The sequence below is a fragment of the Pseudomonas syringae group sp. 243L2 genome (assembly GCF_032587875.1).
GTDB classification, from domain to species: Bacteria; Pseudomonadota; Gammaproteobacteria; order Pseudomonadales; family Pseudomonadaceae; genus Aquipseudomonas; species Aquipseudomonas amygdali.
On record NZ_JAWHPL010000005.1, the window covers coordinates 98,023 to 115,714 of the forward strand.

Genomic DNA, 17,692 nt, shown 5'->3' on the forward strand with positions numbered 1-17,692 from the left:
ATAATGAATAAGCCTGCGCTGCAACAAACCCCGGACGGGTTCTACCTGAACCGCACGCCGTGGTTCGCCTTCCTCCTGCTCTGTAGCATCTTCGCCCTTTGGGCGGCGGCCGCGAGCATGAACGACGTGCTGATCGCGCACTTCAAGAAAGCCTTCATGCTTAGCGACTTCCAGACCGCTTTCGTCCAGTCGGCGTTCTACCTGGGCTACTTTTTCGTCGCCATTCCGGCGGCACTGGTGGTGCGCCGCTTCAGCTACAAGACCACCATCCTCATCGGCCTGATGCTGTACCTGTTCGGCTGCGCCCTGTTCTTTCCGGCGGCGTCGACCGCCAAGTACGGCATGTTCCTGATGGCGCTGTTCGTCATCGCTGCCGGCCTGTCGTTTCTCGAGACCGCGTGCAACACCTATTCGACACTGATGGGGCCGCGGGAAACCGGCACACGGCGCCTGAACATCTCGCAGACCTTCCACCCGTTCGGCGCCATGACCGGGGTATACGTCGGCAGCTTCGTGATGTTCAAGGACACCGACGCCACCAGCGAACAGTTGGCCCAGATGAGCGCCAGCGAGGCAGCGGCGCAGCAATTGCAAATGATCCAGTCGACCCTGCTGCCGTACAAATGGATGATCGCGGTACTCATATTGATGTTCATTCTGATCGCCATCACCCGCTTTCCCGCGTGCAAGGGCAACAGCACCGTCAGCGAACCGCGGACGAGCATCGGCCAGAGCCTTGGCCGTCTGCGACGCAATCCGCGCTTCTGCTTCGGTGTACTGGCGCAGTTCCTCTACGTCGGCGCGCAGGTCGGGGTGTGGAGCTTCACTATTCGCCTGGCCATGCAAATGGGCGGCATGAACGAGCGCAGTGCCTCGTGGTTCCTGCTGACCACCTTTGCCGCCTATTTTATCGGCAAGATGATCGCCAACCTGCTGATGCGCAAAATGCACCCGGCCAAAGTTCTCGCGGTGTATGGCGTGCTGTGCATCGTGCTACTGGCCTACACCATTCTGGTGCCGAACATCACCGCAGTGTATGCCGCCGTGGGGGTCAGTGTGTTTCTCGGGCCTTGCTGGCCGACCATCTATGGTCTGACCATCGACGGGCTCGGCGAGGACACCGGTGTCGGCGGCTCGTTGCTGGTGATGAGCATCGTCGGCGGTGGCGTGATGCCGATCTTCCAGGGCCTGCTCAGCGATGCCAATGGCGGCAACATGCAGATTGCCTATAGCGTGCCGCTGCTGTGCTTCGTGGTCATCGTGATGTACGCAGTGCACTGCATGCGTCAGCCGCAACCGGTACTGGGTGGCTCGGCCACGGCGGTGGCGCAATGAGTAGCGAAACGTTGCGCCTGCCGCTCTACCCACAGCTCTGGGACCAGACCAGCAGGCTACTGCTCGAATCCGCGAATTTCAGCGTGCGTGCGTGGACCTACCCCAGCGGGGTCAAGGCGCTGTCACTGGAAAACAGCCGCGGCAAGCTGGTAATCCTGCCCTGGCAGGGGCAAATGATCTGGTCGGCCGAATTCGACGGCGTTGATTTGACCATGCTCAATATGTTCACCCAGCCGCGGCCCAGTGCCAGCGTGATCGGCACTTACGGCTGCTTCATGTTTCACAGCGGCCTGTTGCGCAACGGTTGCCCGGGGCCCGAGGATGATCATGCGCTGCACGGCGAAATGCCTTGCGCACCGATGGACGATGCCTGGCTGCAAACAGGCGAAGACGAGCACGGTGCGTATCTGCGCCTCAGCGGCACCTATGAATATGTGCAAGGCTTCGGCGACCATTACCGGGCCAGCCCAAGCGTGACCCTGCGCCCGGCCAGCGGGCTGTTCGAGATCGACATGCAGGTGGTCAATCTGGCCGGCAAGGCCATGGACCTGATGTACATGGCGCACATGAACTACGCCTACGTCGAAGACGCCCTCCTCACCCAGCCGCTGGGCTGCGAGCGCACACGGGTGCGCACCAGCGTGCCGGCCCATGTGCGGCCGACGCCGACCTGGAGCGCCTATATCGCCGAACTCAGTCAGGACCCGACTCGCCTCAAGGTGCTCGACTCGCCTGCGCTGTATGACCCAGAGATCGTCTGCTTCTTCGACGACGTGCGCAGCGACGCCCAGGGACAGGCGCACTTCTTCCTTGATCATCCCGACGGCGCGGCGTTCTACACCCGCTACAGCCCCCGGCAATTTGAACATGCCGCGCGCTGGATCCTGCATAACACCGATCAGCAGGTGGCGGCCTTCGTCCTGCCCGCCACCTGTGAACCGGAGGGCTACCGCGCCGAACTCGCCAAAGGCAACGTGCGCAGCCTCGCGCCCGGTGCCAGCGCTGAGTTCAGCGTGACCACCGGTTACCTGAACGCAGCCGAACGCCGGGCGCTGCAACCGTGATGTCTCTAGATTACAAGCTGCGCCCCGCCGGCCTCGATGGCCTCGCGGTAGCTACGCGGGATTTTCTTATCGCTGACCACGCAATGGAAGTCGCTCAAGGCACCGAAGTGCGCAGTGCGTACGGCGTCGAATTTGGAATGATCAGCCAGCAGCAGACTTTGCCGGGCCTGGCGCATGACCTTCTGCTTGACCTCCACCTCGTGAAAATTGAAGCAGGTGACGCCGCAGTCCAAGCTGACCCCGGCCGCCGAGACAAAAGCCCAGGTCAGGCGCACACCATCGAGGATGCTGGTCTCGGCGTGGCTCTCGAACACCTGGTTCTTGCGGTGGAATACACCGCCGCACAGGACGATGCTGCAGTTGGGTTTCTGCTGCAGCTTGAGCAGCACGTTGAGCGAGTTGCACACCGCGGTGAACTCCAGCTCGTCGGGGATGAAGTCGACCACGAAAGGGATCGTCGTGCCACAGTCGAAAAAAACCGTGTCGCCAGGACTGATGAAAGCAGCGGCCAGCTTGCCGATGCGGCGCTTCTCCTCGACATGGCGGGTGCCCTGCTCGCTGACCCGGTAATCCCCCGGTTCAGGATCATCGTGGGCGCGGGTGATGTAGCCGCCCAGCAGCCTTAACTGCCCGGGGTGCCGGCTGAGGTCGCGACGCAAGGTCATTTCGGACACCTCGAGCAGCGCCGCCATCTCCCGCAGATGGATGGCTTTCTGGTCCTGGAGGGCCTGTTGAATCTGTTTGATGCGGTCGGTTTTCTTGACGTCCACGGGCATCCCGGCAATCCGTTGTTGGTGTCGCTAGAGTAACACCAAGTGTTAATTTTATAACTTACGGGTATCCACCCAAGTGTTTTTAATGATGACAGGAATCCTTTGATGAATTCACTCGAACCCGCTGCACTGGCCCAGGCCATCGATCACACCTTGCTGGCCGCGGATGCCAGCCGAGAGCAGATTGCCACACTTTGCGCCGAAGCCCGGGAACACGGCTTCTACTCGGTGTGCGTGAACTCCAGCCAGGTGCCTTTTGCCGCTCGACAACTGGCCGGGTCTGCCGTGAAGGTCTGTGCAGTGGTGGGCTTTCCGTTAGGCGCCGGGCTGAGTGCCAGCAAAGCGTCGGAAGCAACCCTGACGATCGCCGCCGGAGCTCAGGAAATCGACATGGTGCTGAACATCGGCTGCCTCAAGGACGGCCTGTTCGATGAGGTCCGCGACGATATCGCCGCGGTGTTGCAGGCCTGTGGCAAGGTACCGCTCAAAGTGATCCTGGAAACCTGCCTGCTCGATGAAGCGCAGAAGGTGCGCGCCTGCGAGATCTGCCGCGAACTGGGCGTGGCATTCGTCAAGACCTCCACCGGCTTCAGCCGCAGTGGCGCAACGCTTGAGGATGTGGCACTGATGCGCCGCGTAGTAGGCCCCGATATCGGCGTTAAGGCGTCTGGCGGAGTGCGTGACGTGGCCACGGCCAGAGCAATGATCGAAGCCGGCGCAACACGCCTGGGCACCAGTTCCGGGATTGCGATCGTGACAGGCGCGGGTACGGGGGCAGGCTATTGAGTCCGCGGGCTTTGAACATCAAAGCCCGCTGCACTTAGCTCAGATCAATCACGCCGGTCATAGCCGTGAAATGGCTTTGCTTGTGCTGAACCTTGTCGAGAACCTGCGCAGGGGTCGACTCGCGGAACACCACCATGTGCCCGACGTCCTTACCGCCCTCGGTCACGCGTTCGATATCGTTGATCATCCAGGTGGTCAGCTCTTCGGCAGTAATGCCCAGTTCGGACGCTACTCGCTGGTGAAGACGCTCGGCGTCGTGTTGATTGAGTTGATCGCTGTTCATGGGGCTGGCTCCTTCAAGGGGTGTTAAGTTCAGTCCCCGTGAGGGCTTCACAGTTCAGTCGGGTTTGAGCGGGATGCGAATGAGCTGTCATTTCGGCTTTGCGCCTGGCTCCCGACACTCTAGGTATTTGCATATTTATCTTGCGCCGGGAGGCTTCAGGGAGGCTGTAAAACGAGAAAAGCAATCAGCCCGAAGGCCATCTCAATTCTATGACTGCGATACTGACTCATGGCCGATCAACTTCAGCTACAAGCAATGTCAGCTTTGGATCGTTTGTGGCCCCTCGCGACATGCAGCAATCGGCCAGATGCAGCCATCGTGTGGGGCAGTTCAGACCAAGAAGCGGTCGTAGAGGGGAAACGTACTCCCGTGTTTGAAACTGACTCTAGCAATTCTAATGATGGCTCTAGCCAAGACGGCGGCAAAACGCCATTATCGCGGAACACCAAAAACAGCGAAACCTACGGAATGTTGCACGCCATTTGCCACAGAAAAAGCGGCCTGTACAAACGCTACCTTGGACACCGTGAGCCAAGTGAAAAACGTGTATGCGAAGAAGATGAGATCACCGCGCTGATCATGGGACCATTAGATTATCTGCCTGCCGAAGCAAGTGGCATATTCTGGAGGGCGCTCGTAGAACATGGCGGCATAGATTTGCCTGCTCCTTTCCCCATTGGACCTGTCAGTCGCGCTCAAATGCATTTTTGGCCACGTCGAGGTATCGAGCCAGACCTCCTTGTCGAGTTACATTGGCCTACGGCGGAGCGACGTCTTCTGTTGGTAGAGTTCAAATGGAATGCTCCGCTAAGTGGTGATGATCAGTTGCATCGGCAATGGCGAGAATTCCTGATCTCATCTGAGCTGAAAGACGCCTACCACATTTTCATCGCCCCGGAGATCAGTGCAGGCCTAAGTGCCTTAGGTGAACAAGACATCTGGAACGGAAGACTGATTTTACGATCCTGGATCACCATTCTTGATGTATTGCGCCATCTGGATCGATCCAGAATCTCGGGCTTGGAGAAATGGAAGTCTCAGGTTATTGCTTTCCTCGGGCAACTAGGGATCAATCGATTTCAAGGGTTCAGATACCTCTCACCCCCGCTAGCACCTACCAAGTCGCCAGTGTTCTGGAGTCCATTGAATGGTTTCTCAGGGCTCGTAGCGCCTGCCTCCATGCCAAATGACTTTCAGTCGCCTTTTTTAGTTGGAGTTCAGCGCAATGAGTAATCCATCTGACATCGGCAAGTCGATTACTGAGAATATTAGGTTCGTTTCTAGGCTTGGCGCAGAATGCATTCACCTGACTAAACTGATTAAAGAAGAGTTGAGCCGACTACTGCTTGCTCCAGAAGTCTCCAAACGCTACCGAGCAGTCGGCGGATGGGTGGATACCTATGCAAGTGACGATCAGAACTGGGTAAATACTGAGCTTGGCTCATCTCTACCGGTGATTATCAAGCCCAAGCGATCCGTCGGCGGTTACCTCGTCGTCCAAATCAGTCTCACGGGTCCCGGAGTCGATGCAAAAGACAACCACGAGCCATTGCTGCACGTTGGGTGGTGGGGCAATCCTCTCGATTTCGACGAAATCCAGATGGGTTTTCCAATGGGTCTCGAAAATGGATACAATTTGACACTTGAAGAAGAGCGCTTATTTTTTTGGTCACATTCGCTATTCGAAAACGAGTGGTGCTATAGCCTGCGCCTGACAGACATTAATAGCTCTGCGGATGTACAGACCTCTATCGTCAAGCCTATCAAAGCCTTGTTGTTAGGTGGCAACGCATCTCAGGCTCTGTCTGGGACAGCCGCGGTGAGGTACAGCAAGGTGGAGGGCGAGCCCGGGCAATATCAGACTCTGCCTCGCTGATAGCGATGGCCAGCTTTATTTTGCTTAAGGAGGAATTTATATTGTTTCGAACTATTGAACTCACGCAAGGTAATTTGAACAATAATCATATCTACCTCTCTAGCATAATGGACTTATTTCCGCCTGAATCCATTGGCGGTCCCAATGAAAGCGAGCTTGGCGCTCAACTTGAGATCCACTGCGGCATTGCAGAGCCTGTTTTTACTGATATTGCAGGTGACAAGAAGATTTTTAGGAAACGCTCTTGGTTGGGGGCGTTTTTCCAATCCCATTCCCTGTCCGCTGGTAGCCGGATAATAATTGAAAGAACTGGGATGAATCGCTATCACATCTACCCATTGCGGGTGTAAAGCTCAAGCAGACCAGTCGCAATACCCAGTGATCCTGCCCGCTGAGGGTAGCACCGGACAAGAGTCTATCATGGGTTGACTGCCGCCTCTGGCGACAAGCAGTAGTCGACCCACAGCTGCCAGTGGTGGCTGGCAGAAAACGGTCAGAAGCGGTCTAGGAGCGTTGCATTAAGGGAAGAGGCCTTAATGCGTGTTCAACATCCTAAGGTTTGCTATCCTAGCTTTTCACAGAATTAATGATCAGGATATTCATGATGCTTTTTTCCCACATGGCCGCGGTGGAAGACCAGCTCTTAGCGACATCCCGAATTCCTGCTAACTCTGGTCATTCGTTACATAAAGGAACACCTCGCGAAGCTTTCATCAAAGAGTTTTTAGAATCTCACCTCCCTAGTACATTAGCTATTGGTTCTGGTGAGATAATTGATAGCGGATCGCAATCCGCGAGTCCCCGCAGGCAATTCGATTTAGTTGTCTACAAAAGAAATCTCCCAAAATTAGATTTTGGTGGCGGAATCAGTGGTTTTTTGGCCGAATCGGTGATAGCAACAATCGAAGTCAAGTCGCTGCTTGATAAATCTGGTATGTATCAAGCTATGACGGCCGCACAGGAGGCGAAAAAGCTTAAAAAAAGCGAGACTTGGTCATTCCGCACTGGTTATATCCCCCCGGCAATTCTTAATCTTGTCGTTGCCTATGACGGGCCTCAACAAATGGATACAGTATTGAATTGGATTGGTGAACTAGAATCTGATATGGGGATATCGCTTCCGCCGCTTCCTTTAGGAGAGGAAAGGCTGAGAACAGCAAGCGCGTCCATAGACGGAGTTTTTCTGTTGGGAAAAGGATTCATTACCTTTGATAATTTTCCAACGGGCTTTTTTAATGATATTGCCCGGGCAAGCGCTCCGACGGTGAAGTGGGTGGCTGCGTCCATGGCTCATGGATCGATGCTCTGGCTTTTCCATATGCTCACTCAAGCCTCAATGAATGTCAGCGGGACATTCCTAAATATGGTGCCGTATATGCATTCTTTGAAGGCAGATGTTACGTCGAGATAATGGTCATGAGTTATCTATGCTCCGCTCTGGGCCGACTGCTGCCTCTCGCGAAGGGCTGCAATCGACCCGATGCAGACGCTTAGGACAAAGGAACCCTGCGGCTCTCAGCAGTGATAGACGTTGGATGTGAATTATGATTACCGAGCCCACAAAGTTATTCTAGTTGCACTCCCCACACAATAGCGACCGAAGTGTCCGGCCTCCATCTCTGTTTGCGTATTCAAGAAGCACACGTGGAGATGATCGCCCGTTCGCTTTATCGAGTAGTCATATCCGACTCGAAAGAAGCCTCGATCCGCTCCAGTCGACGTGTTAAGTGCGACCTCAATCCTGTGACTTTTCTGCGCATCGTAATGAACAATCCCTTCATGGTCTGGAAGCCATACGCACACGACCTCGGTCGCGTCTGGAACCGAGAAACTTTCAAAATACCGGCATTGCAGTGCTTTCAGATCGTCTAAATTCAGGCTTTGCGCATCAAGGCAGGAAGAGTTCACCGCGATAGATTTTGCGGGATGCTCGTCTCGGACCGATTGAAAACGGCTTCTCAATATCGCGTTTTTTATCAGGCCGTTAATCCAGGCTCGGCGTAAATCCACTGCGAAGTACCTGATGTTTGCAGATGACGGTTTCTCGCTCGCAGCCAGACCTAGCTCATGGAGTTCGAACAGAAGAGATACAGCAAAATCAGTGGCCGTAGGTACGGAGCGATCGGATTTGAACGTATTGATCATGAGCCGTCTGAGGGAGGGAGAGTTTGCCAAGGCAAGTGCTAATTTCGGATCGACGTTAGCGCTGATCGCTGCCCGTTTAAAGCAGCTCGTCCATAAAAGTCCAGGTGCGAAGTACCCTGCTAGAATTCGCCAAATCGGCCCCAAAAATACCTTGAGTATAGGACTGAGCAATTTCGTCCAAGCGGTTTCCATGCCTTACTCTCGGTTGTTTTGTGCACTGATGTTATTGAGCATGGAGCCATTTATCAATCGTCAGAATTATACAGCCAAGCGTCTATCGTCTTTTAGGGGCTGGTCATGTTAAAAGCCACCTAAATCGACAGACTGCTTCTGGCCGGTCCTGTTGAAAAAGTCGGCCATGGTTTCCACGGTAGAGAAGTACGCGTCTGAGCTTGAAATCGTTGCTTGAGCAGAGGGTTCCGGGTTCAGATTTCGCGTAGATGCGCGCGAAAAAGGCATTTTCAGCACTTAGTACATGCGCAGCCTGGAAGGACCGAATTTTTCAACACAATCGGCCGATAGCGGTCAGTCACCACCGGCAGATTCAAACCCAAGCGGAGGCGCCTGCAACCCGACGCGATCCAGTGGACATTGCACGGCGATGTAGAACATATCAGTCCTCGACTAACCAGCCTCCGGCGAAGAACGCCGCACAGACCTTCTCTAAATTTCTGCGCGTGAGCTTTTCGAAATGCGCAGTATGGACACGGATCAAGGCATGATCGATTGGAACACGAATTGGATGTTGATTGTCGGACTAGTGATTTGCCCAAGCTGTCTCAGCGAGCAGCCGTTGTCAAAAGCTGAAACGGCTTTTCAGCACGAGGCAGGTTGCAAAGTTGGAATCCACGGAGACCAACAGCAATCGATAATGCTGCATGACGTTTCTTGATAGAGCGAGGGGCTAGCGATGGGTAAGGCGACTTTGGCTCTTGCAAGTGACTTCGAAATGTTCCGGGCCCAGTGTCAGCAACTGGAAACTAAACCTGAACATGTACGAGGACTTGTTTGAAGGTGATGAAAGACAGCGGGAACTGATGCGGCGGATGGATCCTCACTTCTTTAACGCTCTGAGCTATATCCTCCTAAACGAATTTCTGGTTCAGGTGCACAAGCTTACTGACGAGGCTACATCCGGCAGAAAGGGTCAGGAGCGAGCGAATCTAACGTTCATTAGAGTTCAAGCCGACCTTTGATGCGTGCGACCTACTCGCTGACGACGCTATTAGGCAGGAAATCGCTGTATGCGTCGAAGTGGCTCAAGGATTCCCTATGGCCGTTGCCAAGGAAGCTCGAAACAGAGTATGCGCCTATCTGAACCATGAAACCCTTCGTGAGCTATAAAAGCTTGGCCCAGAAAATCCGGGCCAAGAGCACATGAAGACCACGAGCGAAAGGCGTTCTTCGAGAGCATTTATCGATTCGTACAGACCCTAGAGCACCAGCTTGACCTTGGCTCAATCAAAAACTGCGGCAGAGTCCCAAGAGAAAGCGCCAAAGAGATGTTCCAGTGGATCGACGAACTCACCAATCGACACAAACACAACCCCGTAAATCAATAAGCGCCTACCGGCGCCTCATAAGACTATTCCTTCAATGACTCCAGCAAAACCTTTCCATCTGATAGATAGGTCAGGGTCTGCGCAAACCTTATAGTCCGCCCTAGGCGCTGGCAAATCTCTTTTGCCGACACTGGCTTGCCGAGCCTAATGAAAGCATCAAGGCGTTGGAAACGAGTCTTCCCGGGGACACCAAAATGATCGCGCTCCTCGGTGATACCATTGGCCAGACCGTATCCCACAATCCCCTTACCTGACTCGTAAAGGAAAACTATGTCGCTTTTCTTGATGCGATCAATTTTTTCCTTGTAACCATCCTCGAATGCAGCAGCGATCCCTTCCGATAGCATCGCCTCATGATCCTCAGAGCTATTCGCTTTGTTCGTATTGAGAACGTAGTGGAAGAGTCTCCCGTCATCCCTTGGTGGTGGCGGCGCCACCGACGCTGAATCTGCCTCCACTTTTCGCCACGCAGGAAGCAGGTACTCAACAATCAGATCATGTATCAAGTCCTGCCGGGTCAGATCAAAAACGCTCGCCAGCTCCTTGATGATCGCATCCTCTTCCACGGTGACTCGTATGGTCATGGATTCGGTCAGCGCAGCCCTTTTCCGTTTAGCTTCCAACTTTGAGAAGAAATCGCTCATCAACATCGCTCCGTATTGATTCCGAGAAGACCCAACAATGAGCCTTTTCAGATTCTACACGGTTTCCTATAAGAATCTATACAGATTCTTTAAAGGTATTCTTAAGATCCTCAAGCCTACCCCGAATGCAATTTGCTTCTATACAGCATCTGACCATCTGCAGATCCAAGCGCAATGGATGAACCGGCTGAATAGGTCATCTGTGGCTTCCGCATGCTTTGCGGTTTCCGACGTTTCAAAAAGCAGCTATCAGACGCCACATGGGCGGATACCCGCTACAAGCCTGGAAACGCTAGTGTTCTGTGAATGCAATCAAATAACCACAATCAAAATCCGCCCCCAGCCCCTAGGCCAACCGCCTCATGGACAAATCCATCAACCCCATCAGATCTCTCTGTTCTCTCAGCGAAAGCACCAGCCGCGCGATGGATCGGCTGCTCTCTACCTCGGACAAGGACAGCCCCTTTACATACAGCTGGATATCACCTGACTCGGGGTGGAGGAGCTTCACTGAAAAGGTTTCATCCAACGCGACGACACACTCGCACTTTGACGGCAGAAAGGCCGTTTCAAGAACGCGTTGAATATCGGGTTTTGAAAACATGGTGCGTCCTCTGCAAAAGGCTGAATCGTGATGTAAAGAGTAGACGAGTTTTAGGTGAATAGGTTTCCGACCTGCGCAACTGCTGCACACGGCGCGGCAGGCTTTTTGTGGCGACTGCCCGGGATTGTTTTTCCTGATCAAGGTAACTGCCTGCAACGCATCACGCCGTCTGGTCTAAAGTATCCTCTTCTGAACTCCCCGAGCGTCGACCGACATGAATGAACGCGCACGTGAACTGGCGTCTCGTCTGATTCGCAATTTCAATGAGGCCCCACTCCAACATGAGGTTCGTGAACCTCTCTATGAAAGCTCGGCAGCCCGCCTGGGCACAGGCACGGCAGCGCAAAAGCTCGGGGCCTCTATTGATGTCGTGGCGCCGGGCAAGCGCTCGTGCCCTTATCACTTTCATCATGCGCAGGAAGAGATGTTCGTGATCATCGAGGGCGAAGGCAGTTTGCGTGTCGCAGGCGAGATGCTGCCGATCCGGACGGGTGACATCGTGTTTATCCCGGCGGGCTCCGAATACCCTCATCAGATAATCAACACCTCGCAGGCGCCGCTGAAGTACCTGTCGATCAGCACCCGGGAAACGCCGGAGGTCTGTGAATACCCGGACTCGGGTAAGTATCAGGCGATGGTTTCAGTGCAGGGAACCCGGGTGTTTACCGCTAACCAGCGGACCACTGAAAACCTCGATTACTGGGAAGGCGAACCCTGATTTCAATTGTTCATAAATTGTATCCGGCAGTTCACGCTTTTTTCACGTTCGCGGGTTTATTGTTAACTTAATTCCCAGCAAGACCTTAAGCCCGCTACCCCCCATCGCGGGCTTTTCTTTGTCTGCGATTTGAGCATGCAGCGTCTGGCATGGGTCAAAAGACATCAGGGACACGACTGCTCAAGCAAGCGTCGGGCAGACAGGGAACATCATGCAGAAAACGATTTCCAAGCCCTACCTCCCGGATGAAACCCTGCAATCATGAAAAATACCCTGAAAAAACTGCTCATCGCCGTTGCGTGTCTGGCGGCTGCTCCCGCGTTCGCTGCGTGTCAGATGACGCCGGTGGCGTATGACATGCCTTCGCAACGTTTGGACGAGGCCTTGCAGCAACTGGCGCATCGATCCGGCTGCCCGGTGAAGGTCGACCTGGGCGCTGACAGCAGCAGAAAGGTCAAGAAATTCAAGGGTACGTTCACGCCGGATCAGGCGCTTTGGCTGGTGTTGAAGAAAACCGGGCTGGAGGGCTATGTCGAAAACGACGGGCTCACCGTTGATCGTCGAGGCCAGGATTTCGTAAACCAGCGAGCAACTGAGCTACGCACGGCTATCGATGAGGCTGGCGCACGGATGGAGGCGAGAAAGAAGAAGCGCTTCCTTCATCAACTGGACACCATCGAGTCCGGCGCGAAGAAAGTGGTCCTTGAACAGAGCTTCGTCAGTGCCGCAGAGATGGCGAGTTACAAGCGTGACTTCGACGAGTTGTCGAGCCAGATACCTGACAGCAAGTGAACCTCCGATAATTGCGCTAACATTCGTCGCTTTTGACCAGACGGCCGCACGCGCTGTGGGATATCGATGAGAAAAACTGCCTTATTCATAGTGGCGCTGGCACTGCAACCGCTGGCTTATGGCGCAGGTAATGCAGAGGCCGGAAAAGCAGTCTTTACCCGCCTCTGCTCCGGCTGTCACAAGATCGGCCCTTCTGCACGCAGCGCATTTGGCCCACCCCTTAACGGCATTATTGGTCGTCAGGCAGGGCAACAGGAAGGCTACATCTACACCGACGCGATGAAAAACTCGGGACTGGTCTGGACGCGTGAAGAGTTGCGCACGTATATCAAAGACCCAGGCGAAGTCGTGCCTGGCACGCGGATGAAACTGTGGTGGATGGGCAACGATGAGCGAATGGAAGACCTGCTCGAATACCTGGACGCAAACAAATAATACGGACAGGTAGATAAACCGCCCTCGGTGTTTACCGAGGGCAGTCGCTCAGTTACTTATCCGGGGTGTACGGCGGGTAATCATCCTTGCTGCCCTTGTCAGTGGCTGGAGTCTTGGCGGGCTCGCTCGGATCGATTTGCGGGTCCTGGGTTCTCGGTGACTCTTCGTCAAAACCCGGATCATTCTTGTCTTCGTTGCTGCTGCCTGGCTTGGTGCCGGTCATGTGAGCCTCCACTGGTTAAATTCAGAACCTGATAGTCAGAAAGCGGATCAACATAGCCGTGCGATATGTCTGACGAACGGGGCCTGACAGCAAGGAGATATGGCGACACCCATAGGCAAATGGTAGCCTTGCGCCATGTAAGGAGAGAACCATGAAAAGGCTTTCAATCACGCTGGCAGTGTTAGCGCTGCTGGGTGCAGGCACGGCGTACGGCGAGATCTTCAAATGCACATCAGCGCAGGGACAGGTGAGCTATGCGTCGATCCCCTGTGACAACGCTGCACAGAGCGCGCTGCAGCGCCAGGGCCCGCCGAACATGCGGCGCGAGGGTGAGCCTATCGATTATGTTCACCAGACCAATCTCAAGGCCACTGAATACCTGAAGATCAGTGGCCGCACCCACGTGACGGTCTACGAGACGGAACGCTACAAGGCGTATCAACGAAACCGCCCGCCACCGCCGAACATCCCTTCGCAGTGCCAGAGCCCACGTTACGACAGCCAGTGCTTTGATCCGTCGGGTGGCATGTCTTCAAAAAAACAAGCGGCTCGCCAGGACGCCGCTCGATAAGCTATCGCGCGGTTTTCACATCGGCACGCACTTCGCTGATCTGTATCTCCGGGATCAGGTCGGTGTAGTTGGTGATGTCGGCATTGATCTGCTTTGAATGCGGCCCCATGCCGGCTTCAAAGTCTTCAATGGAATTGCAATAGATGTGGCACATGCCGATATACCGAGGCTCCGAGCCCGGCGTTGCTCCGCCTATGCCTCTGTCGACGCTGTAGCCCTTGCAGTAACTGCCCATCAGCTCTTGCACCAGCGGCAAGTGTTTGTCGCGATAGTAATCGTGGTCGAAACGGGCACCCTCTTCATACGCATACAGCACACTGACTTTGATCATCTCGATAGGCTCCTGAGTGAAGGATCAATACATTCGTCTGAGCACTTTAGCGATTATTGCGGCCGGGTGCTGACATCAATGACGTGCTCCCTCACAATCACGCCGTCTTGCCCCCTGCCCTGAAAAGCGGCCGGGCTATCGAAACGTTTTGAGGAACCCCGCATGAATACGCTTGAGTGGAACGAGGCCGCGCTGGCGAAATACCTCGCTACCCATCCGACCTTGAAGGACGAAATCAGCGCGTTGAGCCCGAAAGAGCAAAAGCAGCAATTACAGTGGGCTTTTGAAGATGAGGCCGAGAGCCAGGGCATCGAGACCTGGGAACTGGCGCTGGAACTGATTGCCGAGTCGCCCGAACAGTTGCAGAGCATGCGCCTTGAAGCACACCGCCAGGTGGCCGAGGCGCTGGGCATGGACTGGGAAGAATATTGCGGCTTCAATGATATCCAGCCATGACCCGAGCCGCCGTTGAGGGTAAATCGGCCATTGATTGGCGATCTACCGAGTGACTCATCAGTCAGCGCTTTACCTGTTCCTTATGGGTGAGTAACGTTTGCTCACTTCAATAAAGGAATCACGTCATGAGTGATCTGGTCTCGTACCATCTGGACGACGGTGTCGCCACGCTGACCCTGAACAACGGCAAGGTCAATGCCATTTCCCCGGACGTAATCATCGCGTTCAATGCTGCGCTGGATCAGGCTGAACAGGACCGGGCAATCGTGATCGTCACTGGACAGCCCGGCATTCTCTCGGGCGGCTACGACCTCAAGGTGATGACCTCGAGCGCCGAAGCGGCGATCAATCTGGTTGCTCAGGGTTCCACCCTGGCGCGCAGAATGCTGTCGCACCCCTTCCCGATCATCGTCGCCTGCCCCGGCCACGCCGTTGCCAAGGGTGCCTTTTTGCTGCTGTCCGCCGATTATCGAATCGGTGTCGCAGGGCCATTCAGTATCGGATTGAACGAAGTACAGATCGGCATGACCATGCACCACGCCGGCATCGAACTGGCGCGTGACCGGTTACGTAAATCAGCCTTCAATCGCTCGGTGATCAATGCCGAAATGTTCGACCCTGAAGGAGCGATGGCCGCCGGCTTCCTGGACAAGGTGGTCAGCGTCGATGAACTGCAAGGCACCGCACTTGCGGTCGCCGCACAGTTGAAGAAGATCAACATGAGCGCGCACAAGAAGACCAAACTCAAGGTCAGAAAAGCCTTGCTCGATACACTGGATGCAGCTATCGAGCAGGATCGGCAACACATGCTGTGATACCCAATCGAAGCCCGCCCGCGCGGGCTTTTGTTTACCGGCGAACTCATACGCATTTGATCAATCTGATCAGCTACCGCGCATGTTTTTTGCGCCACTGACATATTGAAGAAGCGATAGCGCCATGGGTCGAGTTGTTGCAGCAGCGGTGTACAGCAAAGGCAAAAAAGTCCGCGACATTACCCTTGATGAGGGTGCCGCCTGGGCCGCCAAACCCGATCATTTCGTCTGGATCGGCCTGGAGCAGCCCAGTAATGAGGAACTGACCAGCCTGAAAGAACAGTTCAACCTGCATGAACTGGCCCTTGAAGATGCCATGGAGGTTCACAGCCGTCCAAAGCTGGAAACCTTTGGCGATGCGCTGTTTATCGTGACCTACGCGCCGGTACGCGAAAACGGCAAGCTGCTGTTCATCGAAACCCATATCTTCGCGGGCAAGGGCTATGTCATCACCTCGCGCAACGGCCATTCCAAGTCCTACGGGCTGGTGCGTCAGCGCTGCGAGGCCAGGCCACTGCTGCTGGAGCACGGCGAAGACTTCGTGCTCTACGCCCTCCTGGACTTCGTCACCGAGAACTATCAACCGGTGACCGAAGCCATCCATGCCGAACTTGAACTGTTGGAGCAAAGTGTCATCGGCGGCTCGTTGCGCGAATCCGACATCCAGCACATTCATGCACTGCGCCGTGACCTTTTGCGCATGCGCCGTTATGTAGCGCCGATGGTGGAAGTGGGTGAAGAACTGCAGAGACTCAGTTTCCCGTTCATCGACAAGAACATGCGCCCCTACTTTCGCGACGTAGAAATTCACGTCAAGCGGCAGATGGAAGACCTGGGCAACCTGTGTGACATCGCCAGCCAGACAATCGAAATCGGCCTGTTGCTGGAGTCTTCGAGGCAAAGCATCGTGCAGCGCAAGTTTGCTGGCTGGGCAGCGATACTGGCCTTTCCAACCGCAATTGCCGGCATTTACGGCATGAACTTCGAGAACATGCCGGAGCTCAAGTGGGAGTACGGCTACTTCATCGTGCTGGGCGTCATTCTGGGCGGGTGTACGGCGCTGTTTGCCAGCTTCAAGCGCTCTGGCTGGCTATAGCACCGCCACTGCATTCCCGTTCAAAAAGCCATGCGCCGGATCAGACAGACTGTTTTTCCGGCTTGTGCGCCACAAAGCGCATCATCCATTCTGCCACCGTCGTCCCATGATGGTCGTGATCCAGGCTGGCAACACCCTGTTGGTAAACCTGTTCGCCCAGCGCTTCCTGACGAAGATCAAGCAAGGTCCGGGAAAACTCGTGAATGAACTCGGGATGGCCCTGGAAACACAGCACCTGATCATTGATATGGTAGGCCGCAAATGGACAGAACTCGCTGGATGCAAGCACCGTTGCGTTCTCGGGCAGCGCGGTCACCTGATCCTGATGGCTGATCAGCAACGTGAGCTTGTCCATTGCTGGCGTCATCCACGGTCTGGCGGGTGCCAATTGATAGTGATGAATACCCACACCCCAACCCTGCACGGCACGCTCGGTCCTGCCGCCCAGGAGCAAGGCCAGCAACTGGTGACCAAAGCAGATACCCAGCAGTTTTTCGCCGCGCTGATACAGCTCCAGCAGATAAACCTTCAAGGTCTGAATCCAGGGATCGGTGCCAAACGAGTCTGCCTTGCTGCCGGTCACCAGATAAGCATCGAACTGCTCGTCTGCAGGTGGATAGTCCCCTTGCACCACGTTGTAAACCGTCAGCTCTGCAGCGATTGGCTGGCGAGCGAAGAGCAATTCGAACATCCGCCCGTACCCCTGGTATTGCTCGACCAGCTCCGGTCGCAGGTTGTCGGTTTCCAGAATACAGATGCGTAAAGACATAAAAGAGGCCCTGAAACAATGATGAGGCAATAGCGCACGGGCAGAGCCTGCCTTGAAGGCATCGGCAAATCAAGCAGCACCCCGCGCCTTGTCGGAGGTTTAATGCACGTAGGAAAAGTCTGACCCGGACGAACGGTGCAAAGCTGACCGATGTGAATGAAGCGTCTAGCAAAGGCCTGAGCCTCTGGCGAGCAGTTGATTGATAACGTTAAGTTGGATAAGTAGACGTTTAAATTCCCAACCGTTCTAAGGCGTGGGGCACCTCGGCTCTATTGTTAAATCTGTAACAGGAGGCGCGCAAAATCCTTTCAGCGCTCTAGCCAGCGGTCAAATGACCGGGTCCAGCTGTTCAATGCGCACCCATGCCAGCGGTCGACTCTCTGCGTTGCGGAATAGACCTGCTTCTGTCGCTCA

General features: G+C 54.9%; 22 protein-coding genes. 14 read left to right on the forward strand and 8 right to left on the reverse strand.

Going from position 1 to position 17,692, the window contains the following annotated elements; translation table 11 throughout:
• The first annotated feature begins 3 nt into the window (after positions 1-3).
• Together fucP and RYB66_RS03535 are read left to right on the forward strand one after the other, a co-directional pair.
• A complete protein-coding gene (gene fucP / locus RYB66_RS03530; protein WP_057401569.1) occupies positions 4-1,335 on the forward strand; it encodes an L-fucose:H+ symporter permease in 1,332 nt (443 codons plus the stop codon).
• Complete coding sequence (locus RYB66_RS03535; protein ID WP_316893824.1) at positions 1,332-2,399, forward strand: aldose 1-epimerase family protein; 1,068 nt, start codon at positions 1,332-1,334, stop codon at positions 2,397-2,399. Before fucP ends, RYB66_RS03535 begins: the two co-directional genes overlap by 4 nt.
• A gap of 5 nt (positions 2,400-2,404) precedes the next feature.
• On the opposite strand, the gene deoR is transcribed toward RYB66_RS03535, so the two are convergent.
• The gene (gene deoR / locus RYB66_RS03540) at positions 2,405-3,175 is read right to left on the reverse strand and encodes a DNA-binding transcriptional repressor DeoR (protein ID WP_004664542.1); all 771 of its coding nucleotides are present in this window, start codon (positions 3,173-3,175) and stop codon (positions 2,405-2,407) included.
• Between the two features lie 102 nt (positions 3,176-3,277).
• On the opposite strand from deoR, the gene deoC reads away from it, so the two are divergent.
• Positions 3,278-3,958 (forward strand): deoxyribose-phosphate aldolase, encoded by a 681-nt coding sequence (deoC, locus tag RYB66_RS03545; protein WP_060403551.1) that lies wholly within the window; start codon positions 3,278-3,280, stop codon positions 3,956-3,958.
• A 34-nt stretch (positions 3,959-3,992) separates the two neighbouring features.
• Here the strand turns inward: deoC and RYB66_RS03550 are convergent, their stop codons facing one another.
• The gene (locus RYB66_RS03550; RefSeq protein WP_005783010.1) at positions 3,993-4,241 is read right to left on the reverse strand and encodes a hypothetical protein; all 249 of its coding nucleotides are present in this window, start codon (positions 4,239-4,241) and stop codon (positions 3,993-3,995) included.
• A 228-nt stretch (positions 4,242-4,469) separates the two neighbouring features.
• Between RYB66_RS03550 and RYB66_RS03555 the strand changes: the two genes are divergently transcribed.
• The 4 genes from RYB66_RS03555 (at position 4,470) to RYB66_RS03570 (ending at position 7,528) form a co-directional block, all read left to right on the forward strand.
• A complete protein-coding gene (locus RYB66_RS03555) occupies positions 4,470-5,474 on the forward strand; it encodes a hypothetical protein (protein WP_316893829.1) in 1,005 nt (334 codons plus the stop codon).
• Positions 5,467-6,117, forward strand: coding sequence for a hypothetical protein (locus RYB66_RS03560; RefSeq protein ID WP_316893831.1), 651 nt, complete (start codon positions 5,467-5,469; stop codon positions 6,115-6,117). Before RYB66_RS03555 ends, RYB66_RS03560 begins: the two co-directional genes overlap by 8 nt.
• 5 nt (positions 6,118-6,122) lie before the next feature.
• Entirely contained in the window at positions 6,123-6,467 is a 345-nt protein-coding gene (locus RYB66_RS03565) for a hypothetical protein (protein WP_316893832.1), read from the forward strand.
• A gap of 251 nt (positions 6,468-6,718) precedes the next feature.
• The gene (locus RYB66_RS03570) at positions 6,719-7,528 is read left to right on the forward strand and encodes a DUF6602 domain-containing protein (protein ID WP_316893833.1); all 810 of its coding nucleotides are present in this window, start codon (positions 6,719-6,721) and stop codon (positions 7,526-7,528) included.
• A 137-nt stretch (positions 7,529-7,665) separates the two neighbouring features.
• On the opposite strand, the gene RYB66_RS03575 is transcribed toward RYB66_RS03570, so the two are convergent.
• The 3 genes from RYB66_RS03575 to RYB66_RS03585 all read right to left on the reverse strand — a co-directional run bounded on the left by RYB66_RS03575 (position 7,666) and on the right by RYB66_RS03585 (position 11,072).
• Positions 7,666-8,454, reverse strand: a complete 789-nt coding sequence (locus RYB66_RS03575; protein ID WP_316893835.1) for a hypothetical protein — start codon at positions 8,452-8,454, stop codon at positions 7,666-7,668.
• Between the two features lie 1,393 nt (positions 8,455-9,847).
• A complete protein-coding gene (locus RYB66_RS03580; RefSeq protein ID WP_316893837.1) occupies positions 9,848-10,468 on the reverse strand; it encodes a hypothetical protein in 621 nt (206 codons plus the stop codon).
• Between the two features lie 346 nt (positions 10,469-10,814).
• Positions 10,815-11,072 (reverse strand): DUF1652 domain-containing protein, encoded by a 258-nt coding sequence (locus tag RYB66_RS03585; protein WP_004661336.1) that lies wholly within the window; start codon positions 11,070-11,072, stop codon positions 10,815-10,817.
• A gap of 214 nt (positions 11,073-11,286) precedes the next feature.
• On the opposite strand from RYB66_RS03585, the gene RYB66_RS03590 reads away from it, so the two are divergent.
• From RYB66_RS03590 to RYB66_RS03600, 3 genes are all read left to right on the forward strand, one after another.
• A complete protein-coding gene (locus RYB66_RS03590; RefSeq protein ID WP_004661338.1) occupies positions 11,287-11,790 on the forward strand; it encodes a cupin domain-containing protein in 504 nt (167 codons plus the stop codon).
• Positions 11,791-12,051: 261 nt separating this feature from the next.
• A complete protein-coding gene (locus tag RYB66_RS03595) occupies positions 12,052-12,582 on the forward strand; it encodes a hypothetical protein (RefSeq protein WP_316891960.1) in 531 nt (176 codons plus the stop codon).
• Between the two features lie 66 nt (positions 12,583-12,648).
• Positions 12,649-13,017, forward strand: a complete 369-nt coding sequence (locus RYB66_RS03600; RefSeq protein WP_316891961.1) for a c-type cytochrome — start codon at positions 12,649-12,651, stop codon at positions 13,015-13,017.
• Between the two features lie 52 nt (positions 13,018-13,069).
• On the opposite strand, the gene RYB66_RS03605 is transcribed toward RYB66_RS03600, so the two are convergent.
• The gene (locus RYB66_RS03605; protein ID WP_316891962.1) at positions 13,070-13,240 is read right to left on the reverse strand and encodes a DUF6021 family protein; all 171 of its coding nucleotides are present in this window, start codon (positions 13,238-13,240) and stop codon (positions 13,070-13,072) included.
• Positions 13,241-13,391: 151 nt separating this feature from the next.
• Between RYB66_RS03605 and RYB66_RS03610 the strand changes: the two genes are divergently transcribed.
• Positions 13,392-13,811 carry a DUF4124 domain-containing protein gene (locus RYB66_RS03610; RefSeq protein ID WP_005782994.1) on the forward strand — a complete coding sequence of 140 codons (420 nt, stop codon included), beginning with the start codon at positions 13,392-13,394 and terminating at the stop codon, positions 13,809-13,811.
• Between the two features lies 1 nt (position 13,812).
• On the opposite strand, the gene RYB66_RS03615 is transcribed toward RYB66_RS03610, so the two are convergent.
• Positions 13,813-14,142 carry an EthD family reductase gene (locus RYB66_RS03615; protein WP_316891963.1) on the reverse strand — a complete coding sequence of 110 codons (330 nt, stop codon included), beginning with the start codon at positions 14,140-14,142 and terminating at the stop codon, positions 13,813-13,815.
• A gap of 162 nt (positions 14,143-14,304) precedes the next feature.
• On the opposite strand from RYB66_RS03615, the gene RYB66_RS03620 reads away from it, so the two are divergent.
• The 3 genes from RYB66_RS03620 to RYB66_RS03630 all read left to right on the forward strand — a co-directional run bounded on the left by RYB66_RS03620 (position 14,305) and on the right by RYB66_RS03630 (position 16,509).
• Positions 14,305-14,598 (forward strand): DUF6388 family protein, encoded by a 294-nt coding sequence (locus RYB66_RS03620; RefSeq protein ID WP_004664517.1) that lies wholly within the window; start codon positions 14,305-14,307, stop codon positions 14,596-14,598.
• Positions 14,599-14,723: 125 nt separating this feature from the next.
• Entirely contained in the window at positions 14,724-15,413 is a 690-nt protein-coding gene (locus RYB66_RS03625) for a crotonase/enoyl-CoA hydratase family protein (protein WP_005744361.1), read from the forward strand.
• Positions 15,414-15,537: 124 nt separating this feature from the next.
• On the forward strand, positions 15,538-16,509 hold the full coding sequence (locus RYB66_RS03630; RefSeq protein ID WP_004664514.1) for a magnesium and cobalt transport protein CorA: 972 nt from the start codon (positions 15,538-15,540) through the stop codon (positions 16,507-16,509).
• 40 nt (positions 16,510-16,549) lie between these two features.
• On the opposite strand, the gene RYB66_RS03635 is transcribed toward RYB66_RS03630, so the two are convergent.
• A complete protein-coding gene (locus RYB66_RS03635) occupies positions 16,550-17,278 on the reverse strand; it encodes an amidotransferase (RefSeq protein WP_016981401.1) in 729 nt (242 codons plus the stop codon).
• Between the last annotated feature and the right edge of the window lie 414 nt (positions 17,279-17,692).